Genomic DNA, 20,324 nt, shown 5'->3' on the forward strand with positions numbered 1-20,324 from the left:
TGCATGGCTGTCCAGTTGCCACTGCTCCAGCTCTCCCATGAATCCACGGGTGAAGTATTCGGTGAGTCCTTCAGTGGTGCGTTGTGAGATATAGTCGCGTTCTTTTTCCCATGTATATTCGGTGCGTCGGCCGTTGAGGGTTTCGGCAGTAATGCGCCCGGCCTCGTCATATTCATAGATGACAGTGGCATCATCGTTCTTCGCTTCGACCAGACGGTAGAGGGAGTCGTAACGGAATGTTGTGGCACTGAGTACGCGGGTGCTGTCGCCCTGAGTAACTTCTTCGTCTGTGACCTGGTCAGTCACGTTGTAGCGGCGATTCAGGTGTGTGCCGTCCGGGAAAATTGTGCAGATACAGCGTCCTGCGGCGTCGTATTCATACCTGAGTGTTCTGCCAGTAAAGTCGGTTTCAGCGATAAGCTGCCCGGCTTTGTCATAGGTCAGGTGATAACTTTCACCTTCGGCATTGATGATGTCAGTTAAGCGAGTGAGTTTATCGTAACGGCATTCGAGGCGTTCCCCGTCCGGGCGAATCACCGCCGTCAGCAGGTCGAATGCACCGTATTCGTAGCGGGTGGTTTTGCCTTCGCCGTCGGCAACGCTTTCCGGCAGTTTTTCGCTGTTGTGGCGCATCAGTTCGCGCACGCCGTCGGGGCGGTTGATTTCTTCCACGCTGCCCTGTGGCCCGGCGTGTTTTTTGCTGTGGCGGAACTGCGTGGTAAAGCCCAGCGGGTCTTTGACACTCAGCAGGCGGCCCAGTATATCCTGTTCGGTGTGCGTGACGCCACCATCCGGGGCGGTGGTCTGCCGCACCTGATGCAGGGCGTTATAATCCCAGTGCCAGGTGGCACCGCCAGGCGTAATGCGTTGCAGCAGGTTGCCCTGTTCGCTGTAGCTGAACTGCTGGCTTCTTCCCTGCGGGTCAGTCAGGCTGACCATGCTGCCATGGTCGTCGTAAGCCCACAGCCAGACCTGATTGCCGGGAGCGGTTAGTTGAGTGAGCTGCCCGGCGTCGTTGTACTCATAGCGGAGGCTGTGACCGCCGGGGAGAGCGACCTGGCGGATATCGCCTTCCTCGTTATAGCGGTATTCAGTGGTGCGCCCGAGGGCATCGGTGCGGGAAAGCAGGCGGGTGTTATCCCATATCGATATTTCTTCCCGGCCAAGCGGGTCAGTGCTGCGGGTGACCAGCCCGTCTTCGTCATACCAGTAGTGACTTTCGCCGCCTTCGGCATCCTGGTAGGTGGTGCATTTTTCTTCATCGTTATAGACAAAGTGGTCACTGTAATAGCCTTCAGTCGACAGTGTGCTGAGGACCCGACCCTGTGCGTCATAAACAATGTCCACACAGGTTTTATCGGTGTCGCGCCAGCGGGTCATGTAACCTTCAGGCGAATATTCATGCCATAAGTGCGAAAACTGGAAGGTGTCGCACTCAGCCAGAAAACCGTTGCTGTCGTAATGGCAGGTGACGAGGCGCTGATGTTGTGGCGTCACCAGGTCAATGCTCATCAGCTGCTGGTTCTGCCAGTCGAGAGCGAGTGTGTAACCATCGCTGTGGCGGATGTCCGTCAGCAGGCTGTCGGTGCGGATGAAGTCAATGCGGTTGCCGCTACGGTCATAAATGGCAGACAACAGGTAAGTCTCACTACATGAAGCGGAAAACACCCGGGTCTGCTGTGAACGGCGGTCGAAAACGGTGAGTTCCCGGTGTATGTCACCCGCCAGCCGGAAATGCGCCTGGCGGGAGTTAAGCGCGTCGTGGAAAATACCGTCCTGCGGGATGGGGTAATAGAGCACCACGCCTTCACCATCGGTGAAGTGTAAATCACCGTCGTGTACCGTCAGAGATGCAGACCATTCATCGGTCCATTTGGGGCCAAAAACCCCGCCATGTCCGGCGCAGGAACGGTAGGCTCGTGAGAGTGTTAAGGGCAGTGAGCCGGGCAACGTGAGAACACTGAGCTGCTGCAAAAGGCTGCCGGTGCCGACATCAACAGGATCACCCCGGCAAAGACTTAAATTATTGCTCTTGCCACTGCCTTTTCCCTGAATTTCTATTTTCTGTTTGACAAATAAACCTGGTGTCGGTTTTTGGTGGAAGGCGGCTGCAATACCGGTCATATTACTCAGCAGAGCACCGGTCTCAAGCGCGCCAGAAACTTGTTGCGGTGTGCCTCCGGCTATCACTGTTGCCAGTGCCGGCAGGTTGAACGGGGGGCCAAGGAGAGCGATGACAAGGGTGTTACTGCTTTGCAGCAGCCATTGCTGCTCAGCGTCCGTAATGGGTGCATCCAGCCTGGGACCGGGACGATAAACATTCTCATAGAGGTTATGAAGATGGCGGATGCGGTAGATTTCCTGGGGGGGCACGTTGCGGTCAATGTAATCATTGAGCTGCGTTCGCAGGTCATCAAGGATCTGCTCGGGCATCTGGTCGGGCAGGGCTTCGCACTGGTTTCTGAATGACCTCCCGGCTTGTTCATCGGCCTGATAGTCTTTATCGCCCATTTGCTGGAGGAGGTTTTTTTTATCGTATTCTTTGAAGACACTCTTCAGGTACGCTTCACAGATGCCGGGTTGTTTAGTAAGCATCTTCAGGGGCTTACCTGCACCGACGAGGGTGCAGATTTGCCCGAGTGTTCCGTTGGGGGTAAAACTGGTCATAGGTTGCCCTCCTGGCTGGCAAAGACCGTCTTCAGGCTGTGAATGACGGTGTTATTTCAGACTTTTCCATTCATCAGCACTTCATCGAGATGCCGGGCAGTCGGACGTCCTTCAGTGAAGACCGTGTTGGCACCAGTGAGTACTTTGCAGTGGCCATTGCCGAGCGACACCCCGGACATGACACCTGCGCCTGCATTGCCTTCCACGACCTGGATGATGCTGTCTATCATCAGTATTTTCTTTCCCCGGGCAAAAACGGTTCTGGAGTAAGAGACTTTTTCGGAAGACAATTTTTGGACGATATCGTAAGGCGTGATGATAATTCCGAGTATGCAGAAGTCCGGCGTCACGTTGACAACGATGAACTCATCTTCGGCATCCGCAATATGTCTTGTCGCCATTTCAATTCTCCTTTAGCCGGAATGCTGCCCCGGTTCTGGCAGTTGAACTGTCCGCAGAAGCAGTTCATGGATATTCAGATAGTGCGGTTTGCTCCAGCGCCACACGAGGTTGATGCATCCTTGTCCGGGTTTTTCGTCGGTAACGATATGGACGGTATCCAGCGGCAGCATAGCCTGTTGAGCCGTTGTGCCTTCCTGCCAGTACGCGGCAATACCCAGGCTGGGGAGCCAGCTTTCAAGGTGCGGAACCCCTTTAATAAGATGAAAAAAATCAAGTTTTTCATTTCCCGTCAGTGGCGTAGAACATTGCAGTGACGGGTGTGCACACTGAAAAAAACGCAGGTCAAAGTCATCGGGGTAATCCAGATAAGGGGGGTTATCTTTAAGCTGAACCCGCCATTTTTCATCATAGGTTCCGGCATATTTTTGACGGCTTAACCAGTGGCGGGCCACAGGGCCAAAACCCGTCAGTGGCAGTGTGGTACTGACTTGATATTCAGTGGGTTCCCATTGTGGGGCGGGAAATTGATCATCTTTTGAGTGGCCTGCAAAACTAAAACCACTGCCTGCAGGATTGGGCGCATAGATTTCCCACTTTTCAGGTGGGGTGTCTGGAATGATGTTGCGTCCGCCGTAGGCAAGTTCGTAGGCAATCGGAACCTGTTCTGCCACGGCGGGTTCACTCATATGCCATCCCAGCCGTTGAGTGTGTTGCCAGTTACGCTTTCCGGTGGCGATGCAGGTGTAATCAATCAGCGTGTTGTGACGGTTGCTGACGCGTAAACCTGTCTGAAAATGTGGCGTGGGGGAATGGGCATAAACTGACCCAGTAACCACTATATCGGTACCCGGTTTGCCCAAAACAAGATCCCCCGCCTGCAGCAGAGAAGAGCCCATTGGGTTATCTGGCTGGCGGAATTTATCAGCAAGAAACAGAACAGCAGGCTCGGGAACAGGGCAAATCCCACCGGGTAGCAGATTAAAACTGGCTTTCACCACGACAACATCATGAAACACCTTCCCCGGGGCCATTTTTTCGTACTGAAAAGCAATTAAACCCGTTTGGTTATCGAAAATACGTAACCTGGGTTTAGGTAAAAAAGACATGAGTTCTCCTTATCTTTCATGGCGTTCACCGACTTTTTAATATGCTGAGTTATTCTTAATTAAGGTGAACGTCTTTGCCCTTGATCTCCACGATACCGCCGCCCGTGATCGCCACCGGGCCACTTGCGGTGAATTCAAACTCAGTTCCTGCGATAGTGACCTTTCCTCCACTTTCCAGCGTGATGGAGCTGGAGCCGCATATCAGTTCGATTTTGTCGCCGGATTTAATCTTGGTGACATTCGTGACATCAAGTGAGTAGTTTTTCTTCACCGTGACACTTTGATCCTTTGTCACGGTCTCGGTATCCTGGCCGGTAATAACGGTGGTCTGATCACCCCCGACGTTTTTCTCGCGATTTTCTGTGATATCCAGCTTCTGATTATTCTGTACTGTTATGTTTTGATCATTTGCGACAGTGATTTTCTGGTCGTGTCCGCCTTCCTTCTTGCCACCCACATTCACTACCTGGCCCAAACCCACGGTGACAGTCTGGTTATTCTTTACCGTTTCGGTATGGTCGTGCTCCACCGTCGTCGTTCTGTCATGCAGCACTTCCGTCTGCATGTCTTTCTGGGCATGGATATAAACCTGTTCTTTACCGGTGGCATCTTCAAAGCGCAGTTCGTTAAAACCCTCACCTTTGTAGGTTTTCGATCGAATAGTCATCTGGGTTTTGGTGCCAGGCAGGCCCCCAGGAGAACGGTTATCCTGGTGATAGGTGCGCCCCATGATGATGGGCTGATCCGGGTCGCCATTGAGGAAATCGACGATCACTTCCTGACCGATACGCGGGATGGCCAGGTTACCAAACCCCGTGCCAGCCCAAGCCTGTGACACCCGAACCCAGCAGGAACTGTCTTCCGTTTTTTGGTTGTACCTGTCCCAGTGGAATTTCACGCGCACCCGGCCATGTTCATCACAAAAAATTTCTTCACCAGCAGGGCCAGTGACAATGGCACTTTGAGGGCCATCAACTTTGGGTTTAGCGCGGGGTGAAAGACGCCAGGTTCTGTCTGCGGGGACTGTCGTAAACTGGTTGCTGAGTGTAGTTCCTTGCCCCTGATTGCCATGTTGTGCCTGAGGCTGAGCACCCGTGAGAATACTGCTGACAATCTGCCAGCTACGGTTCAGAGAATCCTGCGGATGGTTCTTTAGCGTGAAGTTTGTTCCGGGCCATAATTTCGGTGAGTTACTGATTCCGTTTCCTTTTTCCGCATCGTTGCGCAGCCCGTCCATCTGGAAGCGGGTAAAATCCTTGCCGTGTTGCTCATCCTTGAACCGGCCGGGATAGTCAAAGATTTCATACTGCGAGAACTGGTTGTTAAGGTTCTCACCCGGCTGATTATATTGCCCAGGCCACCCCGGCGTTTTAAAGGTGTAATCCTGGCTCATCACCGATGACGGCCGAACGTTCGCCTCGTAACAGAACACACTGATACATTCGTCAGTGACTTCCGTTGTGGTATTCGGGTTGAAAGAAATGGGATCGGCTATCAGGGAAAGGCCGGCCACATCATCACATAATGTCAGTTTTTGGGTCGGCCCCTCTGCGGACAGTTTGTCATAAAAGAAAATTCCCTCTTCTGACCATAGCCGAGTCAGAAAATCCAAATCTGATTCACCGTATTGCACGCAAAATTCGCGGGGAGAATGCCCCTGATAAAGCGAGAGAGTCCAGTCCGTCACCCCGTTTTCATTCAGCAGAGTGCCTGAAATGGCCTTGATATCTTGTTGCTGGAAGATACGAAAGTTCTGACGCAAACCACTGCGCCACAAAGGAGGGTGAATTCTGAAACGGTATTGCATCTGCCACTGATTATTATTTTGCATCCCAAAACTGGCCACCACACCTTTGACATAACGCAACGCCTTCGGCCCCTGCCAGATGGTCAGTGTGGCGTTCTTTTCCAGTAGATTTTTTGCTTCCCGATCAAATAAATTACTGACGACATCGACGTCCAGGACAAACGGAATAGATAATTTCTGCATTAAACAAAAGTTAACAACAGCGAACGTATCCGGCTCCTGGCCGTCTACCTCCAGTGTGAAACGCAGTCCTTTTAATGACATAACAACCTCCCTGGTGCTCACAGGAATAACCGACGAACTGCTAAGCAGCGGCTGTGACAATGCCGTGTTACGTTTATCTTCATGCAGGCTACCGCCGGGGTTTCCGGCTTCTGCCTTCTCCCATGAAAAACGTAACTTCTTTCAGACAAACCTGTTGGCTTACAGATAGATAAAAAAACAGCATTCTGCCTGACGGCGGAATGCTGTTAGTTCACTTTTGTACTTACGATTCCAGCGGTGCGCGCCAGTCATCTGCACCTGAAGTGCCTGACTTGATGTGTTCCCACTCGATTTTGCGATAGGCCAGTGACACTGCGAGCAGTTGTGTAAATTCTCGCTGAGTCGGATCCTGGCAGTGCGGCATATGAATATTGATATCGACGATGGTCGAATCGGTCAGGCGTGTAGTGAAGTAATGCTCTTGCTTACCTTCAACTGAGGTACGCCACCAGTGCAATTCAGTCGTCGGCAGCATTTCACCGCTTGCCAGTGCGTTGTACAACAGCGGTACTGCTTTGTTCAGCGCTACGGTGAAAATGAACGGTTTGTGTGCTCGTTGGCCGCTTGGCTGACCAGATTGTGGGTCAGTTGGGACCGTCACATTGTGCAGAAATTCCTGCACCAGCATTTCATCTTCATGGCCCTGCACATAGATATTACCGACGGAATCGGCAGTAAACGCACCTGCCGTGATGTTTCCCTGGGTCTGACCATTGATTGATATATAACAAGGGGTAGGCATAGTTTTAACTCCATTTTTAGTTGCTGCTAATGATTGCCTACCGTAATCCCCGGTAGGCAGAGGCGTCTCGGTTTGTGCTGAGACCGCATCATTCCTGTAGCTGGCGTATTGATATAAACAAACCAGATGAATGTATAAATTTAAGCGCTATATTTATATGGATAAAAGTCACATATAAATTATCAATGCTTTTCACAATGTTTAAATATACGAAATATGCTAGACCGAGAGTGCTGCCTTTTACAATAAATGTTTTTACTATTTGTTATTTTCACGGAAAACTTTTTCTTCACTATCATAAAATCAAGTCAATGCACAAAGATACCCTATAACCGAAATAATACTTTAGTGAGTCTTAAATTAATATTAATCAATGGTGGTGTTGTATGGTGAATTTTTTATGTATTTAGTTGTTTTTATTGATTAAATCTTTAATTTTATCTGTCTTGAATATATCTAAGCACAAAACTTTATCTGTTTATTAAATGGAAAAAGTTGTTTTGAAATTATTTATTGCGAGAGTAGAATGCGCTTTAATAGATGAGTGAGCATGGAATTATTTTATTAAGTCGCCACTTGAACGGCATTTTTATTGTATTGATTTCGCCGTATTAATGGCTTGAACGATAACCCGATGGACTATTCTCATGAGCAGCAATAAAAACGACGGTAGTATCGCACCTAAAGAGCGCATCAATATTCGTTATATCCCTAAAACTGATGGTCAGGCGGCCGAAGTTGAGTTGCCGCTTAATCTGCTGATCACTGGCAATCTGAAAGGTACTGCAGATGATACTCCGCTGGATGAGCGTCAGCCCGTTTCTATTAACAGGAATAATTTCAACGCTGTGCTAGAAAAGTCCGGAATCGAACGGAGTTTCAACGTTCCTTCTGCGCTCAGCGAAATCCCTGATGCACAAATGAATGTCAGCCTGAAAGTGAAGTCGATAAGCGATCTTTCACCTGACAACGTTGCCGCGCAGGTTCCAGAAATGAAAAAACTACTGGAGCTGCGTGAGGCGCTTGTTGCGCTGAAGGGGCCAATGGGCAATATCCCAGCTTTCCGCGCCCAGATTCAGGCTCTGCTGGATAACGAAGAAACCCGCGAACAGCTGATTGCGGAACTGGGCCTCGTTGGTCGGAAATAACTTTGTACAAGGATTTCAGTATGTCAGATACCTCATTACAAGAAGAACTCGCTTCGACCACGCCAACGGCTGCACCATCGCTGTTGGATGAAATTATGGCGCAGACCCGCTTTAAGCCAGCATCTGAGAGCTATGATGTTGCCCGTCAGGGCGTGACCGCGTTTATCGCTGCCTTGTTAGAGAGCAATACAGATGCGGAGCCTGTCGATATTCTGGCCGTGAATGCCATGATTGCTGATATTGATGCTCGTATGGGGCGTCAGATGGATCTTATTCTTCACGCTCCTGAGCTTCAGGAGCTGGAGTCGTTCCTGCGGTCACTTAAGTTACTGGTTGATCGTGCAGATACACGGGAAAACATCAAAATCCATGTGTTGCATGCCACCAAAGAAGAACTCCTGGATGATTTTGAATTTGCTCCAGAGATCACGCAGTCTGGTTACTACAAGCACGTTTACTCCAGTGGTTTTGGCCAGTTTGGTGGTGAGCCAGTAGCCGCCGTCATCGGTAATTATGCTTTTGATAACACAGCGGCAGACATGAAGTTGCTGAAATATGTCAGTGCGGTCAGTGCGATGGCTCATGCCCCATTCTTGTCAGCAGTATCTCCGGAATTCTTCGGTCTTGATTCGTACACCGAATTGCCAGGTATGAAAGATGTGTCTGCTATTTTTGAAGGGCCGGCATATACCAAATGGCGTGCTCTGCGCGAATCAGAAGACTCCCGCTATCTGGGGTTGACTGCGCCACGTTGTTTGTTGCGCCACCCGTATGCGCCAGATGAAAACCCGGTGAAAAGTTTTAACTACCGAGAAAATGTCAGCCGTAGCCATGATGATTATCTGTGGGGCAATACGGCGTTCCTGCTGGCGGCCAACATGGCGGAAAGTTTCATGTTGAGCAGATGGTGCCCGAATATTGTCGGCCCGCAAAGTGGTGGGGCGGTGAAAGATTTGCCGGTGCACTTGTATGAGTCGATGGGGCAGCTCCAGGCAAAAATTCCTACCGAAATACTTATCACTGATCGCCGTGAATATGAGCTTGCAGAAGAGGGCTTTATCTCCCTTACCATGCGCAAGGGCAGTGATAACGCAGCATTTTTCTCAGCAAATTCGGTGCAAAAACCTAAAACCTTCCCAAACACGCCAGAAGGTAAGGCCGCTGAAACGAATTACAAACTCGGTTCGCAACTTCCCTATCTGTTCATCATCACGCGCCTTGCTCATTACATCAAAGTGCTGCAACGCGAGCAGATTGGTTCCTGGAAAGAGCGGAGCGATCTTGAGCGTGAGCTGAATACCTGGATTCGTCAGTATGTGGCTGATCAGGAAAACCCACCTTCTGAGGTCCGTAGCCGTAAACCTCTGCGTCAGGCGAAAGTAGAAGTGTTGGATGTAGAAGGCGAACCAGGCTGGTATCAGGTTGCGCTCTCTGTGCGTCCGCATTTCAAATTCATGGGTGCCAGCTTTGATTTATCCCTGGTGGGTCGTCTGGACAGGGAATAAGCATGATAGAAGCACGGGAGTTCGGGGGCAGTCTGTTTGAACGCATCCAGGAGGCGGTGGATCTACCTGTGCGCAGGAAACCGAAAGAAGCTCTGCTGCGCTCTGTACGGAGCAATCTACAGAATGTACTCAACACCCGTTCCGGTAGTTGTTATGGATCGCCGGAACTAGGGATTGCCGATTTGGATGATGATGCCCTGATCACCAGTGATTTCAGAACCGCAATTGAAAAAGCGATCAGAAACTGCATGTTGCGTTACGAACCTCGAATGTCTGATGTGGTGGTAACGGCAATTGCAGAGGATGGGTATTCGCCATTGGAACTGTGTTTCCATATTGTGGCGTACATGGATTTCAGCAACAGAAAGGATGTTCTGGAGTTCGATATCCTACTGGATAACCGTCAGCATTGGTGTGTGGAGTAGAAATGGCTTTTGAAGAACGCTACTACCGGGAGGAACTGGACTACTTGCGTCAGCTCGGCAAGCTGTTGGCGCAAGAAAAGCCTTACCTGGCTCGTTTCCTGGCAGAAAAAGAAGGTGATCCTGACGTAGAGCGCCTGATGGAGGCATTTGCTTTCCTTTCTGGCGGTCTGCGTCAGAAGTTGGAAGATGAATTTCCTGAATTCACACATGGGCTGATTAATATGCTGTGGCCTAATTACCTGCGCCCAGTTCCGTCCATGACAGTCATTGAATATCAGCCCAAAAAAGAGTTACTGACCGCTGTTGAAGTAAGCCGGAACGAATTGGTAAGAACCGATACAGGTAGCAGCTCACAGTCTCTCGCCCCTGGAGGGCTGACCGATGACGAGAAAGCGGCGCCTCCAGCCTGCTATTTTACTCTTGCACGCAATACTTGGTTGCAACCCCTGTATATCCGGGATGTACGCAATGTCAGTAGCTTGAAAGAGGGGGTCATTGAGGTTGATTTCTTCACTGAGGGGAATGTTCCATCTCGCTCTTTGGATATGAATAAACTGACCTTCTGGCTGGGTAACGAGGATGATTACACTCGTCACCAACTTTATCTGTGGTTCAGTGAGCGGTTGATGGATGCTGAACTGGTTTCCGGGTCACATCGTTTCGCATTACCGGAACTGTGGCTGGATGCTGCCGGATTTGAACGGGACGATGCGTTACTGCCATGGCCAAAAAATGTTCATACCGGTTACCGTGTACTCCAGGAATACTTCTGCTATCCGGAGAGTTTTTTCTTCTTTCGCATGCGTGACGCAGCACCGTTACCGGACGATTTTCCGGTTCAAACCTTCACGCTGCGCCTGCATTTTAACCAGCCGTTGCCTGTGGACATAAAACTGCGAAAGGATTCTTTGCGTCCGTACTGTACGCCAGCGGTAAACCTGTTTGCTTACCATGCCGAACCTGTCAGTCCAGACAGCAGCACACCGCAGTACCCTCTGCGCGCGAGCCATCAGCATCCGGAAGCCTATGATATCTTTCGAGTGAAATCTGTATCCAGCAAGGTGAGCAGTTCATCTGACGGTAAACCCTTCCGCCTCTGGCCTGAATTTGAAGGTTTTCAGCATCAAATAGAATACAGCCGTCAGCGCGAAGTCGTTTACTGGCACCACCGGACAAAAACCTCGTTGTTCCATCGTGGTCTGGAACATTCCATAGCCTTTGTACATGCAGATGGCAGCCAGCCAGACAACTCCGGACTGAACGATGAAGTTATCACCGCCTCACTGGTCTGTACCAACCGGATGCTACCTGCGTCGCTGCATACTGGTGATATCAGTGTTGCGGTTGACAAAAATTCGTCGGTAGCATCCTTCAGCAATGTTACCCGTCCGACCCGTCCATTGTACCCCGTCACAGATGGCGACATGCACTGGTCGCTGATTTCTTGTATGAACCTGAATTACCTGTCTTTGCTTGACAGAGACGCGCTAATTCAGGTGATGCGTACATTCGACCTGCCGGGGATCCACCACCCGCAGCAAGCAATGCTCTCACGCCAAAAACTGGATGCCATTGAAAAACTTGATACCCACCCAGTTGACCGCTTGTTTAAAGGGGTACCAGTACGTGGATTATCCACCACGCTGTGGATCGACCCCACTCCCTTTGTCTGCGAGGGTGAGATCTACCTGCTGGGAACCGTGCTGTCGCACTTCTTCGCCCTGTATGCCAGCATCAATTCATTTCACTGTCTGAAAATCATCAATACGGAAAGTCAGGAGGCCTGGGAATGGCAACATACCGGTCAGCACGCCCTGATGTAGGGAAACGGGACTCATTCCCGACCGATGTGCGTGGGATGAATTTTTATGTCCTGATGGATGCGCTGTACCGTCTGTATGGAGATTCAGGCGAGGAGCCTTCTTTGCGCACGGAACCCAGTCGGGAAGTGGCACTGTTCAAATCAGACGCCGGCATCGCCTTTCCGGTAAGTGATTTGACTACGCTTGGGCGCAACGATACTGGCCAGTTCTCTCTGACCACAACGTTTCTTGGTTTCTCAGGTAGCCAGTCCCCTTTACCGGGTTATTACCTGGATAAGATGGCCCGGGAAGATGCGCAGCATGAAGAAGGGCTGAAAGCATTTCTCGATCTGTTCAGTCACCGCTGGACACAGTTTGCTTACCACGCCTGGCGCAAGTACCGCTATTACATCTGTTTTCGCAATGGTGGTACGGACATTTTCTCGCAGCGTATGTATGCCCTGGTGGGGTTAGGTAATCAGAGCGTGCGTGGCAAGCTCGCTATCAACCATAGCAAGATGTTGGCTTATGCCGGAGTGCTGGCGACACCAGGCCGTTCGCCGGATGTGGTATGCAATTTGGTATCCCATTGTTTTGATTTGCCGGATGTCACCATTGAAAGCTGGCAGTTGCGTAAAGTACCGATTGAACCATCACAGCAGAACCGTCTGGGTGTCCGCAATTCGAAGAAGAAAACTGCCGGGTATATCCCCGGACGCTCTGTGATTGGCGTTAATTTTACCCTCGGTTCGCGAGTGCCAGATCGAAGTGGAAAATTCTTGTTAAAGATTGGCGGTTTATCGATGACTCATTATCTGTCTTTTTTACCAGGCGGTGATAACCATCAGGCGCTAACGGTATTTATTTCCTTTCTTCTGCGAGATCAGTTTTCCTGGGATTTACGGCTAGATCTGGCACCAGAACAGGCCCAGGGAATGCGACTGGGTGACTGTGCCCGCTCCTGTATTGGCCGTACTGCGTTTATTGGTCTGCCGAAAACACCGCCTTCTGTCACCCTCCACATCAGGGAATAATTTTATGGAGCAGTATATGGCTGAGGAAATACCACAGTCTTCCGCATTATCACTGACGTTACAGGTGATGAACGGCAACGAACTGGAAAGTGGACGTGCCGCAAAATGCCTTTTTTCCGCTGGAGGTGGGGATATTGGTCATACGCAGGCATGCCACTGGCCGATTCAGGACCGGGCTGGTTCGGTTGCAGGCCGTGCCTGCCAGGTCGTCCTGCATGATGGCACATTCTGTTTACGCAATCTGACACCCGGATTGATGATTAATCAAGCTTCAGTATCGGTAGACACTGGGCTGGTGCGTTTGTGTCAGGGCGATGAGATTGGCTTGGGCGCACTGGTATTGAAAGTGTTTATTCACGAAGGGAAGCTGGTGAGTTATGGCGAACAGATGGCCGCGCCCGAAACGATAGTGACAAACCGTGATCGACTAGCTGATGCCCTGCTGACCACTGATGGCCAGCCTGCATATCCAGGAATGCCTCACCGCCATCAACTTGCGGACACGGTTGTAAATGGTTTTTCCACCGACCCATTGCAGGTGCTTCAGGCCGAAAACCTGACCACTGCAGGCGATCTGCTTTCTGGTATGGGGCGCGGTAGGTCTTCCGCCCAGTTGTCCGATCCTGCCAATAATAGTGGGATCGATATTCCTTTTATGGATCTTCCTCCTATGTATGCCGATGCACGTGACAATCGTGACACTAATGAGATTACCGATTCGCCTGCTCAGATGGCGCAGCACCACCTTGCCGTTACCCCGCTTCTCCGCGGGTTGGGTAGTTCACTTGCGGTACGTAACTCTCAGGATGCGGACGATTTTCTCGAAGAAGCAGGGCGTTCATTACAGGCAGCAATAAAGGGCTTGCTCGACCTACAACAACGGCAAAGTAGCCTGTCAGACAAACATCTGCGTCCCCTGGAAGATAACCCCCTACGCCTGAATCTGGATTATTCCACTGCTGTAGATGTGATGTTTGCCGAAGGCAAAAGCCCGGTACATCTCGCGGCCCCTGCGGCCATTGCTGAGAGTTTGCGTAACATTCGCCATCATGACGAAGCAAACAAGGCAGCTATCAATGAAGCATTACACGTGATGCTGGAGGCTTTCTCTCCACAGAGTTTGATGCGTCGCTTTATTCAATACCGTTGCAGCCATGAACTGCGTCAACAACTTGATGATGCAGGTTCCTGGCAGATGTACAGCCATTATTACGACGAACTGGCTTCAGATCGCCAGCAGGGTTTTTCCATGTTGTTCAACGAAGTATACGCCCAAGTCTATGACCGGGTGCTGCGTGAGAAACAGCGGGAGCCTGAAGAGTGAAAGGACGCGTTTTCTGCATCTGGATAACGTTGCTTGCCGCAACCCTGAGTGGTTGCGAGACAGCGAAAAAAATTGGTCAGGTGATCAGCGACCCGAGTGTTCAGGTTGGAAAGCGGGCAGAGCAGCCGTCGGAAATCACGATTACCCTGCTAACTGAACCGGACACCAATACCAATGTAGATGGTGAAGCCGCTCCAGTGGATGTGCAACTGGTTTACATGAGCGATGACTCAAAATTACAGGCTGCGGATTATGACCAGATTGCCAGAACCGCGTTACCGGACGTGATTGGGAAAAATTATATCGATCACCAGGATTTCAGCTTATTGCCTGACTCTATGAAAACCCTGCCACCAGTGAAACTGGATGAAAAAACACAGTTTATTGGTGTCATTGCCTATTTTTCTGACGATCAGACCACTGAATGGAAACAAATCGAACCAGTGGAAGGCGCGGGTCACCATGAGTATCGCCTGCTGGTACATGTACGGCAGAACAGCATCGAAATGAAAAAAGAGGAAAACTGATAATGGCGACCATGAAAAATAAAGTGATCTGGCAGGAAGGTTTGTTCGCCGTGCCTCAGCATTTTCAGCAACAGCAGCGTAACCATGAATACCTGCTGAACCAGCGTATCAATGCCCGGGATGATTTCGCCTGGGGGTTTACAGAGCTGTCACTCAATACAGAGCTCCTCGCGCAGGGGAAAATTATGCTTTCCAGTGCGACTGGCTGTATGCCTGATGGCACTGTGTTCAGTATTCCTGAGCAGGATCATCTTCCCGTGCCTTTTCAACCCATCGATATGTCCGCTCCAGGAAGCCATGATATTTACCTGGCGATACCGGTGATCAGCGATATTATCTGCGAAATTAAGGGGCATCAGAGTACCGGGAACGGAACGGAGCGTTACAGCTTAACCCGTGCCGATGTCCGTGATTTACACTCCGATGGTGGCGACGTACAGCAGATCGAACTGGGAATGCTAGTACCGAAAATTGTCAGCGGCGCGGACGATCTCAGTGCCATGGTGACATTGCCGCTATGCCGTATCCGGAGCCTGCAACCCAATGGTGCACTGGTGCTGGATGACAGTTTTATTCCTACCTGTCAGGCCATTCGGGTCAGCTCGGTGCTGAGTGCATTTGCCGGTGATGTGCAGGGCCTTATCAGCAATCGTGCCAGTGAACTGGCGAAACGTATCGGCTCCCCTGAGCAAAGCGGTATTGCTGATGTTGCAGAATTTATGATGTTGCAGATGCTCAATCGCAGTCAGATGCACTTCAATCACCGCTCGCACTTACATACTTTGCACCCCGAAAGTTTTTATCTGGATCTGGTCCGGCTACTGGGCGAGTTGATGACGTTTACTGAAAACAGCCGTCAACCCTGTAGTGTGGAGGTTTACATTCATCGCGACCTCACTATGTCGTTTAAAACGGTGATACCGGAACTGCGCCGTGCGCTTAACACTGTGCTGATGCCACGTGCGCAGAACCTGCCATTGAGCTTCTCGGATGGTGTCTATCTCGCTACTGTAAACGATCCGGCACTGCTGCAATCCGGCTCCTTTGTACTGGCGGTCCGCGCACGTATGCCGAGCAACCAGATTATCCTCCAGTTTACTCAGCAGTCCAAAATCGCCGCTACTGACAAGATTCGCAATGTGGTCAGTGTGCAGGTACCGGGTGTGCCGCTGCGTACACTGACCGCTGCCCCGCGCCAGCTTCCGTATCACGACGGATATGTTTACTTCGAACTGGAAAAAGGTTCTTCGGCCTGGCAGGACGTGGTGAAAGCCGGTGCGCTGGCACTGCATATTTCCGGTAATTTCCCGGAACTAGACATGCAGCTGTGGGCGATAAGAGGCTAAGTCTATGAGCGAAAAGTCCGTTCTTCTATCCGATAAAAATGACCCTCTGCTCACAGTGGGCTCCCCCGGGCAGAGCAGAATGGTTCCACCTGAAGGTGGAGAAGAAATATCCCTGCGCCATTACCGTCTCGTCCTGCGTGGTAGCAGCCTGAACCCAATGATTGACGCTGCCACGCCGATGCTGGGGATGGTCATGCGCGTCACTGGGATGAACAGCCATGCCATGCCGGAACATCTATTTCCTCAGGTGGTGACGGATGTGCAGGCAATAGAGCAGTTGCTCCAGGAGCAGGGTTATGAACCTGGCGCTATCGTTTCATTTCGCTACATCCTCTGCACCTTTATAGACGAGGTGGCGCTAGGTAATGGTTGGTCGAACAAGAATGAGTGGATCAAACAATCTTTACTGGTGCATTTCCATAATGAAGCGTGGGGCGGTGAGAAAGTCTTTATTTTGCTCGAGCGACTGATGCGGGAACCAAAACGCTACCAGGACTTACTGGAGTTCTTATATCTGTGTTTTTCGCTGGGTTTTCGTGGGCGCTACAAAGTTGCGGTACAGGATTCGGGGGAATTTGAGCTGATTTACCGCCGTCTGCACCATGCTTTACATGGGTTGCGCGGCGATGCGCCGTTCCCGCTGCTGCATCAGGATAATAAAACACAGGGCGGGCGTTATCAGTTAATCAAGCGGCTGACCATTAAACATGTACTGCTCGGTGGTTTTACTGTGTTGGTTCTGTTTTTCCTATTTTACCTGCTGCGCCTGGATAACCAGACGCAGGACATTCTCCACCAGTTAAACCGGCTGCTCGCCAGGTAAGGACACCTATGATCCAGATTGATTTATCAACGTTGGTAAAACGCCTTAACCTCTTTTCCAGGCAGGCGTTAGAGACGGCTGCATCGGAATGCATGAGCCAGCAAGCAGTGGAGATTACTGTTAGCCACATATTAATACAGATGCTTGCCATTCCTCGTAGCGACCTGCGGGTGATCACCGAACATGCCGAGATCCGGTTGGATGATCTACGCCAGGCACTGACAGTGGAAAATTATGCCTGCTCCCGTTCAACAGACAGTTACCCATCTTTTTCACCGATGCTGGTTGAATGGCTGAAAGAGGCCTGGTTACTGGCGTCTGCACAAATGCAACAGAACGAATTGCGTGGCGGTGTGCTGCTGCTAGCCCTGCTACATTCACCGTTGCGTTATTTACCTCCCGCTGCAGCTCGTCTGTTGAGCGGTATTAACCGTGACCGTTTGCAACAGGATTTTGCACAGTGGACGCAGGAATCAGCGGAAACAGTGCTATTGAATGCAGAGGGACTGGCCGTCAATACAGCATCAGATACAGGTGACAGCTTACTTGCCCGCTATGCGAAGAACATGACCGAAGATGCCCGTCAGGGGCGACTTGATCCGGTATTGTGCCGCGATAACGAAATAGACCTGATGATCGATATTCTCTGCCGTCGCCGTAAGAACAACCCAGTGGTAGTCGGTGAGGCGGGCGTGGGTAAAAGTGCACTAATTGAAGGACTGGCGTTACGCGTTGTCGCAAGCCAAGTACCGGATAAGCTACGCGATACCGATATCATGACCCTGGATTTAGGTGCACTTCAGGCAGGGGCGTCAGTCAAGGGTGAGTTTGAAAAACGTTTTAAAGGACTGATGGCGGAAGTGATTCAGTCACCGAAACCAATCATCTTGTTTATTGATGAGGCGCACACGCTAATTGGCGCAGGCAATCAGCAGGGGGGGCTGGATATCTCCAACCTGCTCAAACCCGCCCTGGCTCGTGGTGAGCTGAAAACAATCGCTGCTACGACCTGGAGCGAATACAAAAAATACTTCGAGAAAGATGCTGCGTTGTCACGTCGTTTCCAGCTAGTGAAGGTCAGCGAACCGGATGCTGCCGAGTCCACTATTATCCTGCGTGGCCTATCGGCGGTATATGAACAGTCGCATGGTGTGCTGATTGACGATGAGGCTCTACAGGCGGCGGCGTCACTTAGCGAGCGCTATATTTCTGGCCGTCAGTTGCCAGACAAAGCTATAGATGTGCTGGATACCGCTTGTGCGCGCGTAGCGATTAACCTCTCGTCACCGCCAAAACAAATCTCAGCCTTGACCACCCTGATCCACCAATGTGAAGCGGAAATCCGTCAGCTGGAACGCGAAATCCGAATTGGCCTGCGTTTTGATACGTCGCGACGGGACGAGGTTCAAGCACAATATGAAACAGCGCATAGTGAATTATTGACACTGGAAGCCGCATGGCACCAGCAGCAGGCATTGGTGCAGGAGATCATCACGCTGCGACAAGGGCTGCTGGAAGCGGTGGTTGTCAGCGATGATCCCGCCGAAGCAGCAGATGAACCTGTAATGGAACAGCCTGAAAACGAAGCCGGGATTTGTCCTGTAACACGCCTGGTGGAACTGACCGCCGAACTGGATGCCCTGCATCACACCCAGTTACTGGTCTCGCCGCACGTTGATAAAAAACAAATTGCTGCTGTGATTGCCGAATGGACTGGCGTCCCACTTAACCGTCTGTCGCAAAACGAAATGTCGGTCATTACTGAGTTACCACGTTGGCTCGGCGATACCATCAAAGGTCAAGAGCTGGCAATCAAACATCTACACAAACATCTGCTGACTGCGCGGGCCGATTTGCGCCGGCCAGGGCGTCCGCTCGGCGCCTTCCTGCTGGCTGGCCCTAGCGGTGTGGGTAAAACCGAAACCGTGCTGCAACTGGCAGAACTGCTCTACGGCGGTCGCCAGTATCTCACCACCATTAATATGTCGGAGTTCCAGGAAAAACACACCGTCTCGCGCCTGATTGGTTCACCTCCTGGTTACGTGGGCTACGGCGAAGGTGGGGTGTTGACCGAAGCCATTCGCCAGAAACCCTACTCAGTAGTGCTGTTGGATGAAGTGGAAAAAGCTCATCCGGATGTGCTCAACCTCTTCTACCAGGCATTTGATAAAGGTGAGATGGCCGACGGTGAAGGTCGTCTTATTGACTGTAAAAACATTGTATTTTTCCTGACGTCCAACCTTGGTTACCAGGTGATTGTTGAACATGCCGAAAATCCTGAAGTCATGCAGGAAGCGTTGTATCCGCTGCTAGCGGAATTTTTCAAACCTGCGCTACTGGCGCGTATGGAAGTCGTACCCTATTTACCGCTTTCACGCGAGACCTTATCCGTAATTATCGCCGGGAAGCTAGCCCGCCTTAAGAACATTTTGCACACCCGCTTTAGTGCAGAAGTGGTGATTGAACCGGAAGTGACGGATGAAATCATGCAGAGAGTCACCCGTTCGGAAAACGGGGCTCGTATGCTTGAGTCGGTGATTGACGGCGAGATGCTGCCGCCACTTTCTCTACTGCTGTTGCAGAAAATGGCCGCTAGTACGGCGATTGCGCGGATTTGCCTGAGCGCAGTGAACGGCGTGTTTACGGCAGAAGTAGAAGATGAATTGAATGAAGCAACGATTGCTGAGGAAGAAGACGTTTTATGCGAATAGCTCCCTGCTGGTCGCTGATGGCGTCTCTGACGTTCTCCCCGGTGTATGCCGGGGAATTTCCCGACGTTGCACCGCAGGCGCAGGATGCATTGTCCTCGTTGCAGGCAATGCAATCCTGCCGTCGGGAGTCTGCGGCACTAGAGCGTCTCGATTGCTATGACAAAATACTCGCTCCGATTCAATCACAGGGGTTCAGCGGTGCGCTGGCAAAAGCAAGTTACGTTGGTGAGGCGTGGACGCGAGCTATTGAGCAGGAAAAACAGCGTACCGGCAATACTACTGAATTGCTGATCACACAGGCTTCTGGCGAGCGCCCGACGGTAACTATCACTACCCCTGCGATTGGCAACTTGCCGCCTCGCCCGGTGCTGATGTTCAGTTGCGTGGACAACATCACCCGGATGCAGGTAGCGATAATGCAACCGCTGAACAGACACGATCTCACCGTTCAACTGAATGCAGATAACAGAACTTTCAGTAGCCACTGGTTTGTACGTGAGAACGGTACGCTGCTGGAGGCCAGCCGGGGGCTATCCGGTATTGATGAAATCAGACAGATCCTGGGTGCAAAAACACTGACTATTAACACTGGCACGGACAGCGCCGCCGGGAAATTGACCTTTAATATCGACGGACTAGCGCAGGTGATTAAGCCGTTACAGGAAGCCTGTCACTGGGCGAGGGAATAAAT

At 51.0% G+C, this 20,324-nt stretch carries 15 protein-coding genes and 1 pseudogene; 11 read left to right on the top strand and 5 right to left on the bottom strand.

Annotated elements, in window-relative coordinates:
* The 5 genes from M975_RS00420 to M975_RS00440 form a co-directional block, all read right to left on the bottom strand.
* Nucleotides 1-2,667: DUF6531 domain-containing protein (locus M975_RS00420; RefSeq protein ID WP_167350513.1), on the bottom strand; the 2,667-nt coding region annotated here is incomplete at its 3' end.
* Between the two features lie 56 nt (nucleotides 2,668-2,723).
* The gene (locus tag M975_RS00425; protein WP_064556618.1) at nucleotides 2,724-3,068 is read right to left on the bottom strand and encodes a PAAR-like domain-containing protein; all 345 of its coding nucleotides are present in this window, start codon (nucleotides 3,066-3,068) and stop codon (nucleotides 2,724-2,726) included.
* A 12-nt stretch (nucleotides 3,069-3,080) separates the two neighbouring features.
* Nucleotides 3,081-4,175: a DUF2169 family type VI secretion system accessory protein gene (locus M975_RS00430; RefSeq protein WP_064556619.1), complete on the bottom strand. Its 1,095-nt coding sequence runs from the start codon at nucleotides 4,173-4,175 to the stop codon at nucleotides 3,081-3,083.
* 55 nt (nucleotides 4,176-4,230) lie between these two features.
* Nucleotides 4,231-6,246: a type VI secretion system Vgr family protein gene (locus tag M975_RS00435; RefSeq protein WP_064556620.1), complete on the bottom strand. Its 2,016-nt coding sequence runs from the start codon at nucleotides 6,244-6,246 to the stop codon at nucleotides 4,231-4,233.
* Between the two features lie 223 nt (nucleotides 6,247-6,469).
* Complete coding sequence (locus tag M975_RS00440) at nucleotides 6,470-6,988, bottom strand: Hcp family type VI secretion system effector (protein ID WP_064556621.1); 519 nt, start codon at nucleotides 6,986-6,988, stop codon at nucleotides 6,470-6,472.
* A 647-nt stretch (nucleotides 6,989-7,635) separates the two neighbouring features.
* On the opposite strand from M975_RS00440, the gene tssB reads away from it, so the two are divergent.
* The 11 genes and pseudogenes from tssB to vasI all read left to right on the top strand — a co-directional run.
* Nucleotides 7,636-8,136: a type VI secretion system contractile sheath small subunit gene (gene tssB, locus M975_RS00445; protein WP_064556623.1), complete on the top strand. Its 501-nt coding sequence runs from the start codon at nucleotides 7,636-7,638 to the stop codon at nucleotides 8,134-8,136.
* Nucleotides 8,137-8,156: 20 nt separating this feature from the next.
* The gene (tssC, locus tag M975_RS00450) at nucleotides 8,157-9,641 is read left to right on the top strand and encodes a type VI secretion system contractile sheath large subunit (RefSeq protein ID WP_064556624.1); all 1,485 of its coding nucleotides are present in this window, start codon (nucleotides 8,157-8,159) and stop codon (nucleotides 9,639-9,641) included.
* A 2-nt stretch (nucleotides 9,642-9,643) separates the two neighbouring features.
* Nucleotides 9,644-10,066 (top strand): type VI secretion system baseplate subunit TssE, encoded by a 423-nt coding sequence (gene tssE, locus M975_RS00455; RefSeq protein ID WP_083967821.1) that lies wholly within the window; start codon nucleotides 9,644-9,646, stop codon nucleotides 10,064-10,066.
* A 2-nt stretch (nucleotides 10,067-10,068) separates the two neighbouring features.
* Nucleotides 10,069-11,889: a type VI secretion system baseplate subunit TssF gene (gene tssF / locus M975_RS00460; RefSeq protein ID WP_064556627.1), complete on the top strand. Its 1,821-nt coding sequence runs from the start codon at nucleotides 10,069-10,071 to the stop codon at nucleotides 11,887-11,889.
* The gene (gene tssG, locus M975_RS00465; RefSeq protein ID WP_064556629.1) at nucleotides 11,856-12,902 is read left to right on the top strand and encodes a type VI secretion system baseplate subunit TssG; all 1,047 of its coding nucleotides are present in this window, start codon (nucleotides 11,856-11,858) and stop codon (nucleotides 12,900-12,902) included. Before tssF ends, tssG begins: the two co-directional genes overlap by 34 nt.
* 28 nt (nucleotides 12,903-12,930) lie before the next feature.
* Nucleotides 12,931-14,226: a type VI secretion system-associated FHA domain protein TagH gene (gene tagH, locus M975_RS00470; RefSeq protein WP_064556847.1), complete on the top strand. Its 1,296-nt coding sequence runs from the start codon at nucleotides 12,931-12,933 to the stop codon at nucleotides 14,224-14,226.
* A gap of 17 nt (nucleotides 14,227-14,243) precedes the next feature.
* A complete protein-coding gene (tssJ, locus tag M975_RS00475) occupies nucleotides 14,244-14,753 on the top strand; it encodes a type VI secretion system lipoprotein TssJ (RefSeq protein WP_121815691.1) in 510 nt (169 codons plus the stop codon).
* Between the two features lie 2 nt (nucleotides 14,754-14,755).
* Complete coding sequence (gene tssK / locus M975_RS00480; RefSeq protein ID WP_064556633.1) at nucleotides 14,756-16,099, top strand: type VI secretion system baseplate subunit TssK; 1,344 nt, start codon at nucleotides 14,756-14,758, stop codon at nucleotides 16,097-16,099.
* 79 nt (nucleotides 16,100-16,178) lie between these two features.
* Entirely contained in the window at nucleotides 16,179-16,922 is a 744-nt protein-coding gene (gene icmH, locus M975_RS00485; protein WP_064556635.1) for a type IVB secretion system protein IcmH/DotU, read from the top strand.
* 8 nt (nucleotides 16,923-16,930) lie between these two features.
* A complete protein-coding gene (tssH, locus tag M975_RS00490) occupies nucleotides 16,931-19,633 on the top strand; it encodes a type VI secretion system ATPase TssH (RefSeq protein ID WP_064556637.1) in 2,703 nt (900 codons plus the stop codon).
* Nucleotides 19,634-19,716: 83 nt separating this feature from the next.
* Nucleotides 19,717-20,322: pseudogene (gene vasI / locus M975_RS00495) on the top strand (type VI secretion system-associated protein VasI); the annotation flags it as partial.
* Between the last annotated feature and the right edge of the window lie 2 nt (nucleotides 20,323-20,324).

Origin of the sequence: Buttiauxella brennerae ATCC 51605 (assembly GCF_001654925.1) — a bacterium.
Lineage (GTDB): Bacteria > Pseudomonadota > Gammaproteobacteria > Enterobacterales > Enterobacteriaceae > Buttiauxella > Buttiauxella brennerae.

Excerpts from the sequence above, each read along its gene's own strand:
- tssC (WP_064556624.1), top strand. The coding sequence starts at position 8,157 with ATGTCAGATACCTCATTACAAGAAGAACTCGCTTCGACCACGCCAACG.
- tssE (WP_083967821.1), top strand. The coding sequence starts at position 9,644 with ATGATAGAAGCACGGGAGTTCGGGGGCAGTCTGTTTGAACGCATCCAG.
- M975_RS00425 (WP_064556618.1), bottom strand. The coding sequence starts at position 3,068 with ATGGCGACAAGACATATTGCGGATGCCGAAGATGAGTTCATCGTTGTC.
- tssK (WP_064556633.1), top strand. The coding sequence starts at position 14,756 with ATGGCGACCATGAAAAATAAAGTGATCTGGCAGGAAGGTTTGTTCGCC.
- M975_RS00430 (WP_064556619.1), bottom strand. The coding sequence starts at position 4,175 with ATGTCTTTTTTACCTAAACCCAGGTTACGTATTTTCGATAACCAAACG.
- M975_RS00435 (WP_064556620.1), bottom strand. The coding sequence starts at position 6,246 with ATGTCATTAAAAGGACTGCGTTTCACACTGGAGGTAGACGGCCAGGAG.
- tssG (WP_064556629.1), top strand. The coding sequence starts at position 11,856 with ATGGCAACATACCGGTCAGCACGCCCTGATGTAGGGAAACGGGACTCA.
- icmH (WP_064556635.1), top strand. The coding sequence starts at position 16,179 with ATGGTTCCACCTGAAGGTGGAGAAGAAATATCCCTGCGCCATTACCGT.
- tssB (WP_064556623.1), top strand. The coding sequence starts at position 7,636 with ATGAGCAGCAATAAAAACGACGGTAGTATCGCACCTAAAGAGCGCATC.
- tssH (WP_064556637.1), top strand. The coding sequence starts at position 16,931 with ATGATCCAGATTGATTTATCAACGTTGGTAAAACGCCTTAACCTCTTT.
- tssF (WP_064556627.1), top strand. The coding sequence starts at position 10,069 with ATGGCTTTTGAAGAACGCTACTACCGGGAGGAACTGGACTACTTGCGT.
- M975_RS00440 (WP_064556621.1), bottom strand. The coding sequence starts at position 6,988 with ATGCCTACCCCTTGTTATATATCAATCAATGGTCAGACCCAGGGAAAC.